Origin of the sequence: Alteromonas sp. 07-89-2 (assembly GCF_013113925.1) — a bacterium.
GTDB classification, from domain to species: Bacteria; Pseudomonadota; Gammaproteobacteria; order Enterobacterales; family Alteromonadaceae; genus Alteromonas; species Alteromonas macleodii.
The window spans coordinates 64,322-84,625 of the sequence record NZ_VTYM01000010.1 but is presented as its reverse complement, the minus strand read 5'-3'; the positions used below and the strand labels follow the sequence as shown (position 1 = coordinate 84,625).

15 protein-coding genes are annotated in these 20,304 nt (G+C 44.2%); 9 read left to right on the top strand and 6 right to left on the bottom strand.

Features of this window, described 5'->3' with window-relative positions; translation table 11 throughout:
- Positions 1 to 43: 43 nt before the first annotated feature.
- From F0261_RS09080 to F0261_RS09065, 4 genes are all read left to right on the top strand, one after another.
- Entirely contained in the window at positions 44 to 2,167 is a 2,124-nt protein-coding gene (locus F0261_RS09080; RefSeq protein WP_014979125.1) for a 3-hydroxyacyl-CoA dehydrogenase NAD-binding domain-containing protein, read from the top strand.
- Positions 2,168 to 2,327: 160 nt separating this feature from the next.
- Complete coding sequence (locus tag F0261_RS09075; RefSeq protein ID WP_014979126.1) at positions 2,328 to 3,509, top strand: acetyl-CoA C-acyltransferase; 1,182 nt, start codon at positions 2,328 to 2,330, stop codon at positions 3,507 to 3,509.
- Between the two features lie 9 nt (positions 3,510 to 3,518).
- On the top strand, positions 3,519 to 5,318 hold the full coding sequence (locus tag F0261_RS09070; RefSeq protein ID WP_014949232.1) for an acyl-CoA dehydrogenase C-terminal domain-containing protein: 1,800 nt from the start codon (positions 3,519 to 3,521) through the stop codon (positions 5,316 to 5,318).
- A 154-nt stretch (positions 5,319 to 5,472) separates the two neighbouring features.
- Complete coding sequence (locus F0261_RS09065; RefSeq protein WP_014979127.1) at positions 5,473 to 6,357, top strand: alpha/beta fold hydrolase; 885 nt, start codon at positions 5,473 to 5,475, stop codon at positions 6,355 to 6,357.
- 94 nt (positions 6,358 to 6,451) lie between these two features.
- Here the strand turns inward: F0261_RS09065 and F0261_RS09060 are convergent, their stop codons facing one another.
- The 4 genes from F0261_RS09060 to F0261_RS09045 all read right to left on the bottom strand — a co-directional run bounded on the left by F0261_RS09060 (position 6,452) and on the right by F0261_RS09045 (position 9,498).
- Positions 6,452 to 6,850, bottom strand: a complete 399-nt coding sequence (locus F0261_RS09060) for a DUF3718 domain-containing protein (protein ID WP_014949234.1) — start codon at positions 6,848 to 6,850, stop codon at positions 6,452 to 6,454.
- Positions 6,851 to 7,148: 298 nt separating this feature from the next.
- On the bottom strand, positions 7,149 to 7,547 hold the full coding sequence (locus F0261_RS09055) for a DUF3718 domain-containing protein (RefSeq protein ID WP_014949235.1): 399 nt from the start codon (positions 7,545 to 7,547) through the stop codon (positions 7,149 to 7,151).
- A gap of 332 nt (positions 7,548 to 7,879) precedes the next feature.
- Positions 7,880 to 8,836: a sugar-binding transcriptional regulator gene (locus tag F0261_RS09050; RefSeq protein WP_014979128.1), complete on the bottom strand. Its 957-nt coding sequence runs from the start codon at positions 8,834 to 8,836 to the stop codon at positions 7,880 to 7,882.
- Positions 8,833 to 9,498, bottom strand: a complete 666-nt coding sequence (locus F0261_RS09045) for an HAD family phosphatase (protein ID WP_014979129.1) — start codon at positions 9,496 to 9,498, stop codon at positions 8,833 to 8,835. Before F0261_RS09045 ends, F0261_RS09050 begins: the two co-directional genes overlap by 4 nt.
- Positions 9,499 to 9,953: 455 nt before the next feature.
- On the opposite strand from F0261_RS09045, the gene F0261_RS09040 reads away from it, so the two are divergent.
- Positions 9,954 to 11,669, top strand: coding sequence for a cytosine permease (locus F0261_RS09040; protein WP_014979130.1), 1,716 nt, complete (start codon positions 9,954 to 9,956; stop codon positions 11,667 to 11,669).
- 10 nt (positions 11,670 to 11,679) lie between these two features.
- The gene (locus F0261_RS09035) at positions 11,680 to 13,197 is read left to right on the top strand and encodes a mannitol dehydrogenase family protein (protein ID WP_171337783.1); all 1,518 of its coding nucleotides are present in this window, start codon (positions 11,680 to 11,682) and stop codon (positions 13,195 to 13,197) included.
- Between the two features lie 169 nt (positions 13,198 to 13,366).
- Here the strand turns inward: F0261_RS09035 and F0261_RS09030 are convergent, their stop codons facing one another.
- A complete protein-coding gene (locus F0261_RS09030; RefSeq protein WP_014949240.1) occupies positions 13,367 to 13,759 on the bottom strand; it encodes a DUF3718 domain-containing protein in 393 nt (130 codons plus the stop codon).
- 337 nt (positions 13,760 to 14,096) lie between these two features.
- Here F0261_RS09030 and F0261_RS09025 point away from each other — a divergent pair, with 337 nt between their 5' ends.
- On the top strand, positions 14,097 to 14,549 hold the full coding sequence (locus tag F0261_RS09025; RefSeq protein ID WP_075176444.1) for a Fur family transcriptional regulator: 453 nt from the start codon (positions 14,097 to 14,099) through the stop codon (positions 14,547 to 14,549).
- Positions 14,550 to 14,589: 40 nt separating this feature from the next.
- Positions 14,590 to 15,903: a dihydroorotase gene (locus tag F0261_RS09020; protein ID WP_171337782.1), complete on the top strand. Its 1,314-nt coding sequence runs from the start codon at positions 14,590 to 14,592 to the stop codon at positions 15,901 to 15,903.
- Positions 15,904 to 16,032: 129 nt separating this feature from the next.
- Here F0261_RS09020 and F0261_RS09015 read toward each other — a convergent pair whose 3' ends face one another.
- Positions 16,033 to 17,052, bottom strand: a complete 1,020-nt coding sequence (locus F0261_RS09015) for a GTP-binding protein (RefSeq protein ID WP_171337781.1) — start codon at positions 17,050 to 17,052, stop codon at positions 16,033 to 16,035.
- 203 nt (positions 17,053 to 17,255) lie between these two features.
- Here F0261_RS09015 and F0261_RS09010 point away from each other — a divergent pair, with 203 nt between their 5' ends.
- Entirely contained in the window at positions 17,256 to 20,300 is a 3,045-nt protein-coding gene (locus F0261_RS09010; RefSeq protein ID WP_171337780.1) for an FAD-linked oxidase C-terminal domain-containing protein, read from the top strand.
- Positions 20,301 to 20,304 lie beyond the last annotated feature (4 nt).

The following is a 20,304-nucleotide window of genomic DNA, read 5'->3' as shown; positions in this document are numbered from 1 at the left end:
CACTGCAATAACATCCAGTTAACGTGATAAACAGGACATGGTTATGACTGAGATGGAAAATAAAGCCGTAGAGTATGCAGTACAACAGGGTGTTGCCACGCTGACAATGCAAAGTGCGCCCGTTAATGCGCTGTCACGCGCTATCAGAGTAGGGTTGATAGAAGGCATAAACAATGCACTAGATGACGATAGCGTAAGTGCCATTGTTATTACTTCTTCACTACCTATTTTTTCGGGTGGAGCTGACATCAGCGAATTCTCTGGTGGCGATTTGTCTCCCATGCTGCCTGAGGTACTAGACAAGATTGAAAATGCGTCTAAGCCGGTTGTTGCTGTTCTCCCTGGACCAGCATTCGGCGGTGGCTTAGAAGTGGCGTTAGCTTGCCATCATCGCATCACCTTTGCCGACAACAAGGTGGGTCTTCCAGAGGTAAATCTAGGCATATTACCGGGCGCAGGCGGTACTCAGCGCCTTCCTCGTTTAGCCGACGCACAAACATCGTTAGAAATGATCGTAACAGGCAAGCCTACGTCGGTGGTCAAACTTCCAGGTGTCTTCGACAAAATTTCTGATAAGCCTGAGCATTTACTTGAAGATACAAAAGCGTATTTACAAGCATTAATGCCAGATAAAGCGATTAAACGCACCAGTGATATCACGCTGTCCATGTCTGACGAAACGCAGGCGGTGTTTGATGCAGTAACTGCACAAACTAAAAAAGCGACTCGTGGTTTCTTTGCTCCATTAAAATGTATCGAAGCGGTACGCGGCGCTTACACGCTCGCTTTTGAAGATGGCCTTAAAAATGAAGGCAAGCTTTTCATGGAGTGTATGAATACGCCACAGGCGCGTGCCCAGCAGCATTTCTTTTTTGCTGAACGCGCAGCAGGTCATGTGAGCGATTTCGACAAAAATACTCCTGAGCGCAACATTGATAAAGTTGCGATTATCGGCGCCGGAACAATGGGCGGTGGTATCGCTATGAACTTCGCCAATGCCGGCATTCCAGTCACAATGCTTGAGCTCAAAGAAGAAGCGCTAGAGAAGGGATTAGCGCTTATTAGAAAGAACTACGAAAACTCAGCGAAAAAAGGCAAGTTAACCCAAGAGCAGGTAGAGAGCCGCATGGCACTGCTTTCAGGTACTACGTCGTACGACGACTTAGCTGATGTTGATCTCGTCATCGAAGCCGTTTTCGAGAAGATGGAAGTAAAGAAAACGGTATTCTCGACGCTGGATAAAGTGTGTAAGCCAGGCGCCATTTTGGCTTCAAATACGTCAACACTGGATATTGACGAAATAGCGACAGCCACATCCCGTCCTGAAGATGTGATTGGTCTTCACTTCTTCTCGCCAGCGAATGTGATGAGACTGCTAGAAGTGGTTAAAGCAGAGAAGACATCTGCTGAAGTCATTAAAACCTGCATGAAGATGGCTAAACGCATCAAGAAAGTAGCGGTGTTGGTAGGCGTTTGCTTCGGATTCGTTGGTAACCGCATGATTGAGCCTTACGGCCGTGAAGCTAACCGCTTACTGCTAGAAGGAGCAACACCTGAGCAGGTTGATCGTGTCTTAACCGAGTTTGGCATGCCAATGGGGCCGTTCACTATGGGTGATATGGCTGGATTAGATATTGGTTACTATGTACGACAGTCTCGACAAGAGCACATTGCACATGACCCCGCTTACGGTGCAGTGGCAGATCGCTTGGTAGAAAAGGGGCGCAACGGACTCAAAACCGGACGCGGAGCTTACAACTACGAACCTGGCAGTCGAGTTCCTGTCCCAGATCCAGAAGTACTAGAAATTGCTAAGCAAGAAGCAGAACGTTTAGGCGTGGTTCAGCGTTCAGACATTAGCGATGAGGAAATTCTAGTTCGCGTCATGTACTCATTGATTAACGAAGGTGCTGCCATCTTAGAAGAAGGCATTGCAGCTAAATCTAGCGATATCGATGTGATTTATGTTTACGGTTATGGCTTCCCTGTGTATCGCGGCGGCCCTATGCAATATGCCGACGAAGTAGGGCTAGGCACTATTTTAGATAAGCTGACTACCTATCGTGATCAATTGGGTGATTACGGAAAGATGTGGCTTGAACCAAGTGATTTGCTGGTGAAATTGGCCCAAAGCGGCGGCACGTTTAAAAGCTATAAAGCGAAGTAGACATAGCTCTCGTTAGCGAGAATTAACCGACGGTGAGAGCTAGCGATAGCTCTCGTTACCCGACATCCGAATTTGGTAAAGCTAGGTAACTTCGAGAAGAAGCACATAGGCCTAGATAAACTTTGGCTGAACTTTCAGCCCAACTGAAAGGAACATGAAAATGCGCGATGCAGTTATCGTAAGTACAGCACGTACGCCAATCGGGCGCGCTTATAAAGGTGCACTGAACAATTTACCCGCCCCTTCATTAGGTGGCCATGCTATTCAAAACGCAGTAGCACGCGCAGGGATCGACCCTGCCAGTGTGGACGACGTGGTAATGGGCGCAGCGCTAACCCAAGGCAGTGGCGGCATGAATATTGGCCGCTTGGCTGGCCTAGCGGGTGGTTTACCGGTCACCGTAGCGGGTATGACACTCGACCGCCAATGCAGTTCTGGCATGTATGCCATTGCTACCGCAGCGAATTCAATTCGTACAGGCGATACCAACATTATGGTTGCGGGTGGCTTAGATTCTATCTCTTTAGTGCAAAACAAAAATATGAATATGTTTCGTGCAGTAGACCCTGCACTGGTTGCTAAGCACAAAGATATTTATATGCCAATGCTTCAAACTGCGGAAGTGGTAGGTAAGCGCTACAACATTAGCCGTGACGTACAAGACGAATACGGTTACCAAAGCCAAATGCGCACAGCAGCGGCTCAAGAAGCGGGCAAGTTTGATGATGAGATTGTACCTATCACAGCAACGCAAGCCTTATTTAATAAAGAAACAGGTGAAACCTCTGAGCGTGAAGTGACCTTGTCGAAAGACGAAGGAAATCGCCCAGAAACAACGCTAGAGGGGCTTAAAGCGCTTAACCCAGTGATAGAAGGTGGTTGTATTACCGCAGGTAATGCAAGCCAGCTTTCTGATGGAGCCAGCGCGACAGTGATTATGGATGAGCACTCAGCGGCAAAAGGCAAAGCTCAACCTCTTGGTATTTATCGCGGTATTGCAGTGGCAGGCTGTGAGCCAGATGAAATGGGAATTGGCCCAGTGTTCGCCATTCCTAAGCTATTAAAGCAGCATGGATTAACCATGGACGATATCGGTCTATGGGAGCTTAACGAAGCGTTTGCGGTACAGGTACTGTATTGCCGCGATAAGTTAGGCATTCCAGACGAATTATTAAACGTAAACGGCGGTGCCATTTCTATTGGTCACCCATACGGCATGAGCGGTGCTCGCATGGTGGGTCATGCACTCATCGAAGGTAAACGACGCGGTGCGAAATATGTTGTTTGCACTATGTGTATCGGTGGCGGCATGGGCGCTGCTGGTCTATTTGAAGTAATATAGGTATTGGGTATGGAAGGTTATAAAGCTCCACAACGTGACGCCATGTTTGTAACACATGAGCTACTAAATTATCAAAATCACTATCAAAAGCTAGGTTTCGACGAAGCATCTGAAGATCTGGTGTCGGCGATTTTCGCTGAGGCTGCAAAGTTTTCAGAGAACGTACTGGCACCCATCAATGCATCAGGCGATGAAGAAGGGTGTAAGTGGGTTGATGGTGAAGTAACAACGCCTAAAGGTTTTAAAGAAGCTTATCAAACGTATGTTGAGGGCGGATGGCCAGGAATGTCTCACCCTGAGGAATTTGGCGGTCAGGCATTACCATATTCGTTGTCATCTATCATTGCTGAGTGGTTTTCAGGCGCAAACCATTCTTGGGCGATGTACCCAGGTCTAAGCCAAGGCTGTATGGCAACAATAAAAGCCCATGGCTCTGAATTGCTACAAAAAATGTTCCTTGAAAAGCTAGTTAGCGGTGAGTGGACAGGTACTATGTGTTTGACCGAAGCACACTGCGGTTCAGACCTTGGCATGTTGAAATGTCGCGCGGAACCTCAAGAAGATGGTACCTACAGCTTAACAGGAACAAAGATTTTTATTTCGGCAGGTGAACACGACTTGTCTGAAAATATCGTACACATTGTGTTAGCTCGATTGCCAGATGCGCCTGAGGGTACCAAAGGTATTTCACTATTTGTTGTGCCTAAGTTTAACGTGTCTGAAGATGGCGAAAAGCAAGATAGAAACGCAGTAGGCTGCGGTAGCATTGAACATAAAATGGGTATCAAAGCCAGCGCAACCTGTGTGATCAACTTTGATGGTGCAAAAGGTTATTTGATTGGGCCACCAAACCGCGGCCTAAACTGCATGTTTACGTTCATGAATACCGCACGTATTGGCACTGGTCTTGAAGGCTTGGCATCATCTGAAGCAGCATTCCAAGGTGCGCTTCGCTATGCAAAAGACCGCATTCAGTTTCGCTCACTAACAGGGCGTAAAAATCCTGATGGCCCAGCTGATCCTATTATTGTGCACCCTGATGTACGCCGTATGTTGTTAACGCAGAAAGCGTTCGCGGAAGGCAACCGAGCGCTTGCCGCTTACTGTATGCAGTTAGTTGACGTTACTTTGTATGGTAGCGACGAGGCTGAGAAGCAACTTGCGGATGCAAAACTTGCATTCTTAACGCCTATCGTAAAAGCCTTTTTAACTGAAACCGCGCAAGAAGCCACGAGTTACGGTATGCAGGTTTATGGCGGCCACGGCTTTATCAAAGAATGGGGCATGGAGCAGCTAGCTCGTGATACTCGTATCTGCACCATGTATGAAGGTACTACAGGTATTCAAGCCGTTGACCTATTAGGGCGTAAAGTAATGGGCTCTAATGGCGAATTGCTTAATGTATTTGTTCAAGAAGTGCGCGACTACTGTAATTCATTGCGTGACAACGCTCAGTTTAGTGCTTGGACCAACGCGCTAAACTCTCACCTTGACGAGTGGCAGCAGATTACTATGGACATCGGTAAGGCAGCAGCATCGAACCCAGATGAAATTGGTGCAGCGTCTGTCGATTACTTAATGTATTCAGGTTACGTTACCGTTGCTTACTTCTGGCTAAAAATGGCTGTGAAAGCACAAGAACAGCTTGATGCAGGTAGCACCGAAACCGAGTTTTATAAGAGTAAAATCTTAACAACGGGCTTCTACTTTGACCGTTTGTTAACCCGTACTCGCTCACTGGTTTCTGCTATGCAATCAGGTGCAGACAACTTAATGTCTATGCCAGAGAGTATGTTCGCTATCGAGTAACGACATGAAAGCAATACACGTGCGTAATTAAAAGACGTACGAAAGGCCGAGCAAATAATGTAGCCGAGATAATGATTTAACCTAGTCATTATTAGATACGTTATTTTGCTCGGCCTTTTTGTTTCTTAAAAACAACATAGAGGAAGTGAGCACAGTGGTTGTTTCAAAGTACGTGAATGTTGAGGGAGCCAGCCTTCATTATTTATCCCGAGAAGAAGAGAGCGCAGAGAACCCTCTGCTTATCATGTTTCATGGCTTTCCAGAAAATGCGCACACATGGGAAGCGTTAATGGCGATACTCCCCACATCACTTGACATCATTGCCCCAGATTTGCCCGGTTATCATTTATCGAGTCCACTACCCAATGAAACGGACTACCAAGTTCCATCATTGATAAGTCGAATGGCCGCCTTCATCGAGAAAGTTCAAAAAGGCCGAAAGGTTATTTTGTTGGGACACGATTGGGGTGGGGCAATAGCGTGGCCCCTAGCAGCCTTTCACCAAACATTAATTAGCAAACTTATTATTGTTAATGCTGCTCATCCTTCTTGTTTTACACGGGCAATAAAGGCCTCTTCTACGCAAAGAGCAAAAAGCCAGTATATCTCTGCGCTTATTGATAAGGGGGCAGAGCAGACCCTTACAAATACAAGCTTTATGTTATTGAAAAATATGTTAGGCAACGGCTTTTTTGAGAAAGAAACCAGCTATTCAAGGACTCTACTTAACGATTGGGGTAAACCTGAAACCCTCAGCGCGATGCTCAATTACTATCGGCAAATGCCTCAACAAGTGCCACAAAAGAATGTATCTGAGAAAGTGTTGAATGATATTCGTATACCTGAAATATTCATTCACTGCCCAACCCTGTTATTGTGGGGGGAGCAGGATGATGCGTTTGATCTAAGTGTACTGGATAAAATCGAACACTATGTTCCATTGATAATTAAGCGGTTTAATCCGCACGCGTCGCACTGGTTACACAGGGAAAAACCTGAATGGGTACAAAAAGAAGTGATAAATTTTATAGGGTTCTAGAAAGGGGTGAGGCCCCTAAAAGGGGCCTCCAGTGCGGCGTCCTGCCGCTACCATGTTGAATCGTTACATCACATGGTGTGATTAATTAGTTATATTAGATTCTACCGTTAAGCTCTGTTGAAATAGGAGAGCTTTGAAGACCTTGTTCAGCAATCCACGCTTGAAGTGTCTTGCCGTCTGACTCAGGCTCTGCTAAGTCTTTGCTTGGCATTTTCTTAACCAGTAGAGTACCTACTTCAACCGCATTGCTAGTAAGAGCAGTGCGAATTAGGCTTTGGCCGTTACAAGAAATGCCAGAGTAGTAATCGCGAAGCTTAAGTTTGTAGTCTGATTGAACGCTACGCATTTTCTTACGTAGTTCGCCCTTGTCATCTGCTTGAACAATTGTGCAAATGTTTGCAAGTGCTTCGTTGATGTCATTAGCCTGAGCTGCGTTAGAAAAAGCTAAAGTTGATGCTGCAATTACTAGAGAAGTTTTAACGATTTTCAACATGGTTAAATTCCTTCGGTTGTTGTTATTAAGATTGTGTTCGTTCGTTGAGATGCATTAAACCCGAATCTAACTATTTGAAAAACATGTTGTAAAATAACATGGTATGTCAAACCATACCTAAAGGGTGAGCTTGTGTTACGAGCTCACGCATACCGTAGCTTGATTACCTAAGTCACTGGGTTGAAGAACGTGAAAATTTAAAGAGACAGAAAGTAAAAAGGCCCCGTAGCGGGGCCTTTCATTGCAGCTGACGCTGCAACCATGTTGAATCGACTCACATGGCTATGTGAATTAGTGCTTAGATTCTATCGTTAAGCTCAGCAGAAATTGGCGAGCTTTGTAAGCCTTGCTCTGCTATCCACGCTTGAAGTGTTTTGCCGTCTGATTCTGGCTCAGAAAGGTCTTTGCTTGGCATTTTCTTAACAAGCAGTGTACCTACCTCAACTGCGTTGTTCGTTAAGGCCGTGCGGATAAGGCTTTGACCACCGCATGAAACACCTGAGTAATAATCACGTAACTTTAATTTGAAGTCAGATTGTACGCGACGCATCTTCTTACGCAATTCGCCTTTGTCGTCAGCCTGAACAATAGTACAGATGTTTGCTAGTGCCTCGTTTACATCATTTGCTTGTGCTGCGTTTGAAAAAGCTAATGTTGATGCTGCGATGACTAGAGAAGTTTTAACGATTTTCAACATGGTTAAATTTCCTTCGTTGTATTTGTTTAATTAATCGGTTTGTCTGTTCGGGGTTAATTAAAAAACAATCAGGTCGAATGAAAAACATTCATTCAAATAACAAGGTATATCGAATAATACGTTAGACTAAAGATGTAAGAGGTATGAAATGCGCTGTAGCCTTTAGTATTAAAGGGCGTAGGCAAAATAAGTTGAATTGCAATTGTAGGTCAATAAATAGTCAAATAAAGTGCAAAAAAACAACGTTAATGCTGTTTTTTTGCTTTTTGTTGAAGTTAATGCGTATTAAAAATGTACGCAATAGGCATTGTTTTAATAAGAAAAGAACGAAATTAAGAAGTAAGCAGTGCTGAGGCAGTACGTTCTGTCGTGATGAGCCCATTGAGCAATTTCGATCGCAGAGCGCCTCTTATAGCGTGCAGTTTGTTGTCGCCCGCTGCAACACCCACTACAGGCTTTTCTGGCGTTGCTTTCAACTTAAAGCTCGTTACTCTCTCGTTAATATCGCAACTAATCAGCGCACCTTCTTCATTAAAGATCCAGCTTATGATTTCGCCACTTGCACCAGATTCAGCGAGGGTTGCTAATTGATCATCGTCGACAAATCCGTCTTTATACAATGGAGACACGCTGCCTAAGTTACCAATGCCTACGAAGCTAATATCCGCTTGTTCGGCAAGCGTGTGAATTCTAGATATATGTTGTTGCTGTTGCCAAATTTCCCGTTCTAGTTTACTAGATGCTATTACAGGGATAGGCATAGGATAATGCTGTGCTTTAACTCTGTCGGCTACGTGAACAGCCACGTCATAACGCGTCGCCTCTCCGTTATCAGCAATATTACCAACAAGGGAAACAATTTTATGCTGAGGGCAGTGAAGTATTGACAATTCATCAGCACAGGCACGCAGTACACGGCCAGTACCAAACGCGATGGTTTGTGGAGCGTCGAATTTTAAAGCTCTTTCTATTGCTGCTGCACCCGCTTGACCAAGGCCAAGCGTTGAATTGGGATCGTCATCAACACTGGGCACGACTTCACAGAAAGTTAATCCGAATTTTTTCTTTATGCCTTGCGCTAATTCCATACATCTAGCAATCGGGTGTTCTAAGCGCACTTTCACAAGACCTTCCGACATGGATAACGCCACTAAGCGTTGTGCGCTTTGGCGTGATGTTTTGAGCGTTTTAGCTATCTCATCTTGCGTCTTTCCACCAACATAGTACATCCATCCTGCTCTGGCGGCCTCGTCGAGTTTATTGAGTTCGTTTTGTGCTTTCTTACTCATTTAATTTTTCTCATGTCAAAAATGTCAGGGATTCGAGAGTAAAACTCGTCCCATGAATTAATGGTGTTGTCCGATGTCACAATACAATTCTGTAGATGTGCGCCACCTGTATAGTGGAAGTAGCGCATGTCTGCGGCTTTAGCGGCAGCAATCCCAGGCTGAGAGTCTTCAATAACTAGGCAGTTTGTAGGAGCAACGTTGAGAGCATTTGCCGCATATAAAAATAAATCTGGTGCTGGCTTGCCTTTATTAACGAGTGCTCGCGTGAAAATACGGTCTTCAAAATAGGAAAGAAGCCCTGTGCTGGTTAACGCCTTTGTTGTTCTTTCAGGTGAACTGCTTGTGGCAACACAAAATGGAATACCTAGTGAGTTAAGTGCAGAAAGTACAGAGGTGATACCGGTAGTCTTTTGTAAATGGCACTCGAAGCTGTCGAACAGTAATCCATGGAATTTGTTTTTCATGGACGTGGTAAGTGTGAGCGCAAAGTCATCTTTTAACTTACCCTGAACGTGCTCCATGCTCTTTCCAAGAAAATGCTCTATAAAATATTGTTTCGATAATGCAATATCGAAACTAGACAGAAGTGCTTGCCACGCCTGCATCGATAGCACTTCACTGTCAATCAGTACGCCATCACAATCAAAAATCACCAGTTCCACGTTGTGTGCCTGCAGGAGTCACCTTCCTTTAACTATTAACATTTAACCAACGTCCCCTTGCCAATTCCGTATTCGTACACCAAAGGTCAACAGGCCCCAATTATATGAACATTTGCCTAAGTGTAAGGTAATTGATGGCGTTTGTTCTACCTTAACAAACAGTTCTTGAGTCCTATGACTACATACGCGGCTTTCGGCCTCAAATTTCGACTCTAAAATTTCTTCATAGTATCAAGTGGATAGATTAAATCGCGTTTATTTTGATTGGTTAATTGTGCATTTTTATTGTGTTAATTAAATAAACAAGCCTCCGTTTATTTTGTTAATGGCTGTTTACAAAGTAGAGGGTATATGCAAATATTTACAAAAATTGAGATAAATCTCAATGTCTGGGCAAATGCTCATGATGTATTTTGAAACCAGTGGGAAATACACCTACAACACGAGATTTGAAGATGAAGTCGACGTCTAGTGATATTGATATTTCACAAGTTAGTGACGAGCAACTCCCCGTCGCTAAACATAAACTGAAAGGCTGGAAGCATTTCATGGGCTTGTATGCCGGTGAACATGTGGCGGCAACTGAATTCGTATTTGGTGCAACCTTTGTTGCGCTAGGCGCCACCATGACCGACATTCTGTTGGGTTTATTAATTGGTAATCTGCTTGCTGTCCTAAGCTGGACACTTATCACTACGCCTATCGCTGTAGATACCCGTTTGAGCTTGTACTCGTATCTTCAGAAAATAGCTGGCGACTCTATGACCAAGCTCTATAACTGGGCGAATGTAATCATATTTACAGTGATATCGGCCGCTATGATTACGGTGTCGGCAACCGCCGTGCGTTTTGCATTGAATATTCCGGCGCAGTTAAATTGGTATCCGACTAATTTAGCTTTTGTTGCCGTCGTGCTTGCAGTCGGTGTGATAGTTGTCTTTGTCGCTATGTATGGCTTTAACGCCGTTTCCAATTTTTCTCGTATTTGTGCGCCTTGGTTGTTCACCATGTTCATTTGCGGTCCACTTATTCTAATGCCTGCACTCGCTGAGTCTGTAATTGGGCAAACGTTTCTTACATCGTGGAATGACTTTATTCATATCGGTAGTACATCGGTGTGGACGGGCTTCACCCAAAGTGGTGAGCCTGGTATTGGTTTATTAGAAGTGATTGGCTTTTCGTGGGCAGCGAACACGATAACGCATTTCGGCCTTATTGATATGGCGTTACTGCGTTTTGCCAAGCGTAAACGTTACGGTTTATGTACGTCGGCGGGTATGTTATTTGGTCATTATATAGCATGGATTTCAGCCGGTATTATGGGCGCAGGAACCGCGGTTATTGTTCAAAAGTCGATTGGTGAATTAGACCCGGGCGATGTGGCTTTCCATGCATTAGGTCTTTCTGGACTCGTTATTGTTATCGTTGCAGGCTGGACTACAGCAAACGCGAATCTCTATCGCGCTGGACTTGCCGCGCAAGCTATTTTTAAAGATAAATCACGTACTACGACGACCGCGGTCGTCGGTATGGTCACCGTTGCAATTGCGTGTTTCCCGTTCGTGTTTACTAAATTACTGCCACTGTTAACGTATGCTGGATTACTTGTTGTTCCTGTAGGAGCAATTGTGTTCGCGGAGCACATGATTTTTCCGCGTATTGGATTCACACGTTATTGGGCACATTATCAAAGTCTTACTCACAGCACGCCAGCGGTAGCGAGTTGGGGGTTGGGGCTTGTGTTTGGCTTTGGTTTAAATGTCTTAGACGTCATGTCTTTCTACTATCTATTCATACCCACGTGGTTCTTCACCATAGCTGTCTATACAGCACTGGCCGCAAAGTATGGCGCAAAACAAGCTTATCCTGAGCAAGAAGCACAAGTAGATGCTTTCAATGCACGTGTTGAAGCTCATCAGCAGCAAGAAGCGGCGTTAGAAAACGAACACGTTGAAGACGTTACTGCCGTATCTAAATTACTGCGTCTTACCTCGCTAGCGAGTTTGTTGGTGTCCATAGCATTGGCAATCAAAACTTTTTCTCTTAGTGACACGGTTGCCGCTTACGAATTGAACCGAGACCTATTCTTTAATGTTGGGTTCGCGTGCACCGTTATCTATTTCGTTACTGCGTATTGGGCGACGCGTCGCCACAAAGCGTTACAAAGCTAATAGGGTTCTTATGCAATCTCAAACGTCTATTTTATTGAACAGAGCGAACTTATCGTCGTTGCCAAATGACATAAGGCGTCCAGCTTATGATGTGGAGAACGTTCAAACGGGTATTGTTCACATTGGTGTGGGTGGTTTTCATCGGGCACATGAAGCAATGTATGTAGACAGATTAATGGCAAAAACCGGCGATCTATCGTGGGGCATTTGTGGTGTGGGTCTTCGCGAGAACGACCGTGCAATGAAAAAAGTGTTCGACGAACAAGATAACTTATATACCTTGGTTGAAAAGCACAATGAAGGTTCCCGCAGTGCATCAGTTATCGGTGCAATGACGGGGTTTTTGATGGCGCCGGACGATCCTCAAGCAGTCATTGATAAAATGGCTGAGCCCGAAGTACGCATCGTATCGTTAACCATTACCGAAGGTGGCTATAATTTTGATGCTTCCTCAGGGGAATTTATTACCACTAACCCTGATGTCATTCACGATATCGAAAACCCCAAAACGCCTAAACTGGTTTTCGGCTATTTAGTTGCAGCGCTTAAAAAACGCAAAGAAAACAACGTTAGGCCTTTTACCGTTATGTCATGTGACAATATTCAGCACAATGGCCATGTGTTAAAGAAAATGCTGCTTGCGTATGTTGAACTGTTTGACCAAGCGTTTGCTACTTGGGTTGACGAAAACGTGAGTTTCCCTAATTCAATGGTAGACAGAATAACGCCTGCAACCACAAATGAAGACATCGCAACGTTAAGGGCTCAGGGCGTAGAAGATGCTTGGCCTGTAGTGTGTGAGCCTTTTGACCAGTGGGTTATTGAAGATGACTTTTGCAATACCAAGCCGTGTTTAGATTTAGTAGGCGCGCAGTTTGTAAGCCATGTGGCACCGTACGAAAAGCTTAAGCTTCGTATGCTTAATGCGGGCCATTCAGTACTTGGGTTGGTTGGTTCTGTAGCAGGGCTTGAAACTATCCATGAAAGTGTTGAAGCGAAACAGTTAAAGCGTCTTCTATCAATCTTTATGGAACAAGAGGTTATGCCAACACTCGACCCAGTAGAGGGGATTGACGTGTATGAATACAGAGATACGCTGCTATCTCGTTTCTCCAACCCTTTCATTAAAGATACGCTAGCGCGAATTTGCCTTGAAAGTTCGGCTAAGCTTCCGGTGTTTTTATTTCCCACCGTACGAGATAATTTGGCGGCCAACAGAGACACCGATATAAGTGCTTTAGTTGTTGCTTGCTGGGCCTTCTATTCAGACAAGCATGCCTCTCAAGACGGGAAGTCACTTGAAATCAACGATGTGTTAGCTGATAAGTTACACAATGCGGCTAGTAATAACCAAATAGACAGCCTTAGTTTTTTAATGCTAGAAGAAGTATTTGGCAAGCTGGTTGGTGAAGCGCGTTTTACCGCTAGTTTCCAGGACTTTGTAGAGCGCTTGTATCAACAAGAGCCGGTGTTGCTGATTAGCGAAAAGGTAGTAAACAATAAACTCGAGCTTGCCAGAGCTTGTTAGATTGTATTGGTAATCCGCATTAGTACGAAGGGGAGTAGGGGATACTCTCTTTTTTATGCATTGAATTTTATCGACTGATACAAAAGAAAAAAGCGACCCGAGGGTCGCTTTCTAAAGTGCAGATTTCTCTGCAACCATGTTGAACTGGTTCACATGGTGTGAAACTGTTTTATAGGCGGTCGTTGATAACCGCAGCAATTGGGTTGTCTTGCAGACCGTTTTCCGCAACCCAAGCTTGAAGCGTTTTTCCGTCAGCTTCAGGTGCTTCTAAATCACTTTTTGGCATTTTCTTAACAAGTAACTCGCCAGCTTCTAAAGCATTGTTTAGTAGTGCTGTACGAATTAGGCTGTTACCGCCACAGCTAATTGCTGAGTAGTAGTCTTTAAGTTTCATGCGGTAGTCTGATTCGACTGAACGCATTTTCTTACGTAGTTCGCCTTTATCGTCCGCTTGAACGATAGTGCAGATATTCGCTAGAGCTTCGTTAACATCAGCCTGTGCTACGCCCGACACACCTAATGTCGCTGCGATAACAAGAGAAGTTTTAACAATTTTCAACATGGTTAATTCCTCAAGTACTTCTATAGATTGTTTGTTTGTTCGAGAGGATTAAACGACAAAAATGAAATCTTGAAAACGTTCTAAGCGATACTTAGGTATGTGGTTTCATAAGTATAGAAAGGTAATTGAATTAAGCTTCTGTCGTTCGCATCGAGGCTTGAACCACTCTTTTACAAAAACAATTCTTTAGTGCCTTTTTGTGGTGCAGGGCTGACAATAATCACTTGAAAGTGATATGTTATAATGTAACACTTAAGCCGCATGATTAATCGTTTTGGGTTGTGAACGCCATGCCATTTAATGTCACAGGAAATCGTCATTTTGACGCTAGGGTTATATGAATCGACGGTTTGTAAATTTACTTGCGGTAGCAAAGGATAAATGCGACTCGGACGGTTTGCGCTTAACAGAAAAACGCAAAAGAGTATTGAACTTATTAATAGATGCCCAAGCTCCGCTTTCCGCTTACGAGATAAAGGATATGTTCACTACGAGGTATTCTGAAGATGTAAAGCCTATGACGATATATCGCGCACTAGAGTTTCTCACTGAGACTGATTTAGTACACAAACTGAATTTGAACAACAAGTTTGTCGCGTGTTCTCAAGCAAAATGTTGCGAGCATCACGGGTACTCACAGTTTTTAATTTGTGTTCAATGTGGCTCTGTTGAAGAAGTTGCGATAGACCCAACCATATCTGAAAATCTTGTTAAGCAAGCTAAAAATCTAGGGTGCGATATTGTAACGCCACACCTTGAAGTGGCGTGTATCTGCAAGCACTGCAAGTAATGCAGCGCTACTTTTTTAATTTACTCAAATCTTTAGTGTCATGAAACTAATTATAAATAATGCCTCTACCTCGTCACGGTTATTAGGCAAAAATGAAGATGAAATAACGTCTGTTTCACTATTAATTGATGGCGGAAAAATAGCTGCTCTTTCGGAAACCCCCATCACTATAAAGTCGGTAAAGACCATAGATGCGAAAGGCTTGTTTTTATCGCCTGGCCTTCTTGATCCCCAAGTACATTTCAGGGAACCGGGAATGGAATACAAAGAAGACATAGAATCGGGTAGTAAAGCCGCGGTTAAGGGTGGGTTTACAGCAGTAGTTTCAATGCCTAATACAACGCCTACTGCTGATAATGCAGATACTGTACGTTTCATGGTAGAAACAGCAGCTAAAAAAGGCTTGTGTAAAGTCTACCCAACGGGCGCGCTTTCAAAGGGATTAGAAGGAAAGGCCATGACTGACTTCAGCGCCTTAATAAGCGCTGGTGCAGTGGCAATTACCGACGACGGTAAAGGCGTTCAAAACAATGCGTTATTTAAGCAAGCTCTCGTTAGTGCTAAGCACCTAGGGGTTCCAGTTCTCGATCACAGTGAAGACGAGACTTTATCAAATGGGGGAGCAATACATGAAGGCGAAATTTCAAAAAAATTCAATGTGAAGGGTATAGAGTCAGCCTCTGAATCTGTGCACGTCGAACGTGGTTGTGACTATAGTTTGGAAACCGGTGGTCATTATCACGTATTGCATGTTTCCACATCGGCTTCTATTGAAGCGGTAAAGCAAGCAAAAGAACGTGGCGCCAACGTTACTGTAGAAGTTTCTCCTCATCACTTGTTGTTATGTGACGAAGATATCGCCATAAAATCTGATGGGACTTTAGATGCGAATTGGAAAATGAATCCACCACTTCGCTCTAGAGAAGATATGCTGGCGTGTCAAAATGCCCTCGTTGAGGGTGTAATAGATGCTATAGCAACGGATCATGCACCTCACTCGCCTGAGGAAAAAAAGCAACCTATTGAACAGGCACCGTTTGGGATTATTGGTCTTGAAACTGCATTTCCTCTGATCTTCACCCATTTTGTAAAAACCGAAAAGCTAACGCTTGGTAGTGCCATCGATTTAATGAGTAAAAATGCTGGCGCCATTTTCGGCATACGCTGTGGAAGAATTGAACAAGGAGAAGTGGCAGATCTGGTGCTGTTCGACTTAAATAACGCGTTTACGGTAACGCCATCCTTTTTCGCCTCTAAGTCTCAGAACTCGCCATTTATAGGAGAAACGCTGTATGGAGAAACGCATACAACCATAGTTGCAGGCAACATTGTGTATTCACGGGGTAGTATTTAGACAAATACACCACCTCTAATTTCAATAACACTACGGCGGCGCTTCTCTCTTTGGTGCCGCGTGATAGCCTCGCGCTGTTACTGCGTCAAATGTTACAAAAAGACTGCCTTGATGCTAAAAATTACTGTACTAGTAAACCGAAAGACACTTTGTGAGCTCTTCATCCCATATAGGGTCAAGTTCAATAGCGATAATTTCAATTTTAGTTTCACTACACTCACTTAATTCGGCTTCGGTAATCTCGTTGTCAACAACGTTATAGCTAAAGACACCGTCACTTGTTATGACAACTGCTTTAAGCCTTTCAACGTTAAGGTTGTGCATCCATTTTAGTAGTGCAATGCGGTCAAACTCCTTGGAAGGTGAGAAACGCCAACCGACAGCTTTAAAACCTTCGCCTTTATTCTCTACTCTCAATACACCTGAGTCAGGAAAAGGCTGTTCATTGATTGAAGGCGTATTGGTAGCTTTGTGGTCGTGCAATTTTTGTGCTTTGATATGAGTAAGTGCACTTGAGCTTCCCTTTAATACGCTAATTGGGAACTCTCCCTTTTCGCACAGCAGGACAGGTGTGTTTGGCTTGGTGCGTTGGACAACATAGGTCTCCAATGCTTCGGCATCTGAATGAGTGTAAAGGTCTTGTTTGTTCCCCACAACCACGTCAGCAATGGCGATTTGCTGATTGAAGGTATCATGAGAGGTATAGCGAGGATCAGCGAGCTTTCTTGCGTCAACCAAAGTTACCGTTTTTTGTATGTCGAGAACGTCTTGATAATGCTCGGCAGCTAGTGTTTGTAGTACTTCTATAGGATGCCCCAAACCAGTTGGCTCAATAAGCAAACGGTTTGGTTTAGATTCGGCCAACAGCTGATTAAGAGCAATCTGCATTGGCAGCCCCGCGGCACAGCACATACACCCACCCGGCACTTCTCTAATAAATACTCGCTTTTCATTGCTAGCATTATTGTTAGGTGCTTTATTTCGCGAGCCGTTTACCAATGAACCATCGATACCAATCTCACCAAACTCATTGATTAGTATTGCCCAGCGTTCATTTGCAGGTTTTTGTTTTAATAAATGTAATAGCGAGGATGTTTTACCCACACCCAAAAAGCCAGTAATGATGTTAGTAGGTACAGCTTTTATCATTGTGAATGTCTTCGTTGAAAGTCATATGAAAATATCAAAACTCTCACGCAAGGCTATCATAGCAGGGAGTACATCCCTATGAATTAATCATGATATGTTATATTATAACATTTGGGCGGAGTGTTCACCGCGATATGCGCTTAAGGTAAGAAAATTTCGCAGTAACAAAATCTCCCTCATTTTTAACATAGGAAAACCAACAAGTGACTCTTCCCGCGTTGACGGTCGAATCCAATCTGGCCGCACAATATAAAGCATTTGTAGAGCGCCTAAAGATGAGTGCCTTTACCGGTGATATCGAAACGGCCTATAGTGCTCGCATCGCGCATGCTACTGACAACTCAGTCTATTACAAAGTCCCGCAGGCCATTATCTACCCAAAATCTACTGAAGATTGTCAGTGTATAGGTAAATTAGCCATCCATTTCCCAGATGTCGTATTTTCTGCCCGTGGTGGTGGTACTGGTACCAATGGGCAGAGTTTAACCGATGGTATCGTTGTCGATATCCGTCGTTATCTAAATGAGATCATTGAACTGAACCTGGAAGAAGGGTGGGTTAGGGTTCAAGCGGGTATAGTCAAAGATTCACTCAACGACGCATTGCGCCCGCACGGCCTGTTCTTTTCCCCTGATCTATCAACCAGCAATCGCGCTACGCTTGGCGGTATGATAAGCACTGATGCGTCGGGGCAGGGGTCATTAGTGTATGGTAAAACCAGCGACCACGTCATCGGACTCAAAGCAGTGCTTGCGAATGGCGAGATAATTGAAACCGCAAAAATTTCGCGGGATGAAGCTTTACTTAAAGCAAGTGGCTGTACGTCAGAAGCCGCAATTTATCAACAAGCAATGCGTACCTGTATTCAACATCGAGAGGGCATTTTAAAAACATTTCCCCGCTTAAACCGCTTTTTGACGGGGTACGATTTAGAACACGTAGTTGACGGTGATAACATTGACATTGGTAGGCTAATCACAGGTGCAGAGGGTTCACTTGCGTTTGTTACGGAAGCGACGTTAACACTTGATAAAATAGCGCCACTGAAAGCGCTTGTTAACATATCCTACCGTTCATTTGACGCGGCGCTTCGACATGCGCCACTGTTGGTAAAAGCCAAAGCAACCAGTGTTGAAACCATCGATAGCACAGTACTTAACTTTGCGAAAACCGACATTGTGTGGCATTCCATTCATCATTTAATAGCAGATGTTCCAGATAACGAGTTGTTGGGTTTAAATCTTGTAGAGTTCAACGCCGATTCTGCAGAAGAAATGAAAGTTCATATTGAACAGTTAGAAGTGGCAATTACACAAGAGATAGGACGAGATGGCAGCAGTATAACAGGCTATAGCGTCACCTATGACAAGCCCGATATTCAGCGCATCTATGCCATGCGGAAAAAAGCCGTTGGGCTGCTTGGTAAGGTAAAGGGCAATCAAAAGCCCATTGCATTTGCCGAAGATACCGCTGTCCCGCCGGAAAACTTAGCCGACTTCATTCACGAGTTTCGAGCATTATTAGACAGCCATAATTTAAAATATGGCATGTTCGGTCACGTTGATGCTGGTGTTTTGCACGTGAGGCCGGCGCTTGATTTATCAGATCCACATCAAGAAGCACTGATGCATACGCTTTCAGATGAGGTAGTGGCACTTGTTGCTAAGCACGGTGGATTGATGTGGGGAGAGCATGGCAAGGGATTTCGAAGTGAATACGGCCCCGCATTTTTCGGCGAAACACTGTTTAATGAAATGCGCAAGATAAAATCCGTATTTGACCCCCATAATCAGATGAACCCCGGCAAAATCTGCACACCTATAGAGAGTGATGATAAATTAGTCTCGGTGAGAGATATCAAAAGAGCAGGGGGTGAGCGGGTTATTCCCATCAGCATAAAACAAGATATGTTTCCTGCTTTTGAATGTAACGGCAATGGATTGTGTTTCAACTATGAGCCTACATCGCCTATGTGCCCGTCTAGCAAAGTTACCCAAGACAGGCGGCACACGCCGAAAGGGCGCGCAAGTATGCTGAGGGAATGGACGCGGCTACTATCGCTTAGTACCAAACTCGGCACTACATTAGAAAGTGAAGGGTTGTCGTATAAGCAGTTCAAAAGCAACTTTCTATCTCGGTTTAAGAACTCCATTTTAAGTAACAAGCCAGACTTTTCACACGAAGTCAAAGAGGTCATGGATGGGTGTTTGGCGTGCAAATCATGTACACATCAATGCCCGGTGAATATTGACGTGCCGCACTTCAGGTCAATATTTTTGTCTATTTACTATCGGCGGTATTTGCGACCTTTAAAAGATATACTGGTTGCCAATATAGAAACGATTGCTCCACTGAGCGCGCGAGCGCCCAAACTTCATAATGCCATCATAGAACTAAAATGGGTGAAGCATTTCTTGGAGAAGCAAGTAGGGTATAAAGATGCTCCTCAGCTTTCTTATCCAACGTTAACAAGCCGAGTAAAAGCACTAACAGTGCCATTTGACTTACAACGCCTTTCCCAAATGAATACAGAAGAGCGAAAACATTATATCGCTGTCGTTCAAGATCCCTTTACCAGTTATTACGATGCGGCTAGCGTCGAGAAGCTGATAAGTGTGATCTATAAGCTTGGCTTTAAACCCATGGTAGTGCCGTATACGCCCAATGGAAAACCTGCTCACGTAAAAGGCTTTCTGGATAAGTTCGAAAAACAAGCGTTAAAGACCGCTAACCTACTCAATCAACTCCATTCGCTAGACATAACTATGGTAGGCACTGATGCGTCGCTAGTGTTGTGTTATAGAGATGAATACAAGAAGTATTTGCGTGAGAAAAGAGGTAACTTCTTTGTGCATACCATCGATGAATGGCTAGATTTGGTTTTAACTGAAAAGCACATAGTAAAGGCGATGATTAAAAAGCGATTCAGTTTGCTTGCACACTGTAGTGAAAAAACGGCTATGCCGGCGCTGACAACCCGCTGGCAAAGCATTTTTGAGAAACTTGGTGCTAACGTAATAGTGCAGCCTTCAGGATGTTGCGGTATGGCTGGTACCTATGGTCACGAAGCTTCACATTATAAAAATTCAAAAGCGCTTTACGAATTAAGTTGGTCAGGTGTGTTCAAGCAATGTAGCACACAGCATGAAGTGCTTGTAAGCGGCTTTTCATGCCGAAGCCAAGTTGCAAGGTTTGAAGGTAAAAAGCCACGTCACCCTATCGCGGTGGTAAATGAATTAATCCAATAACAAA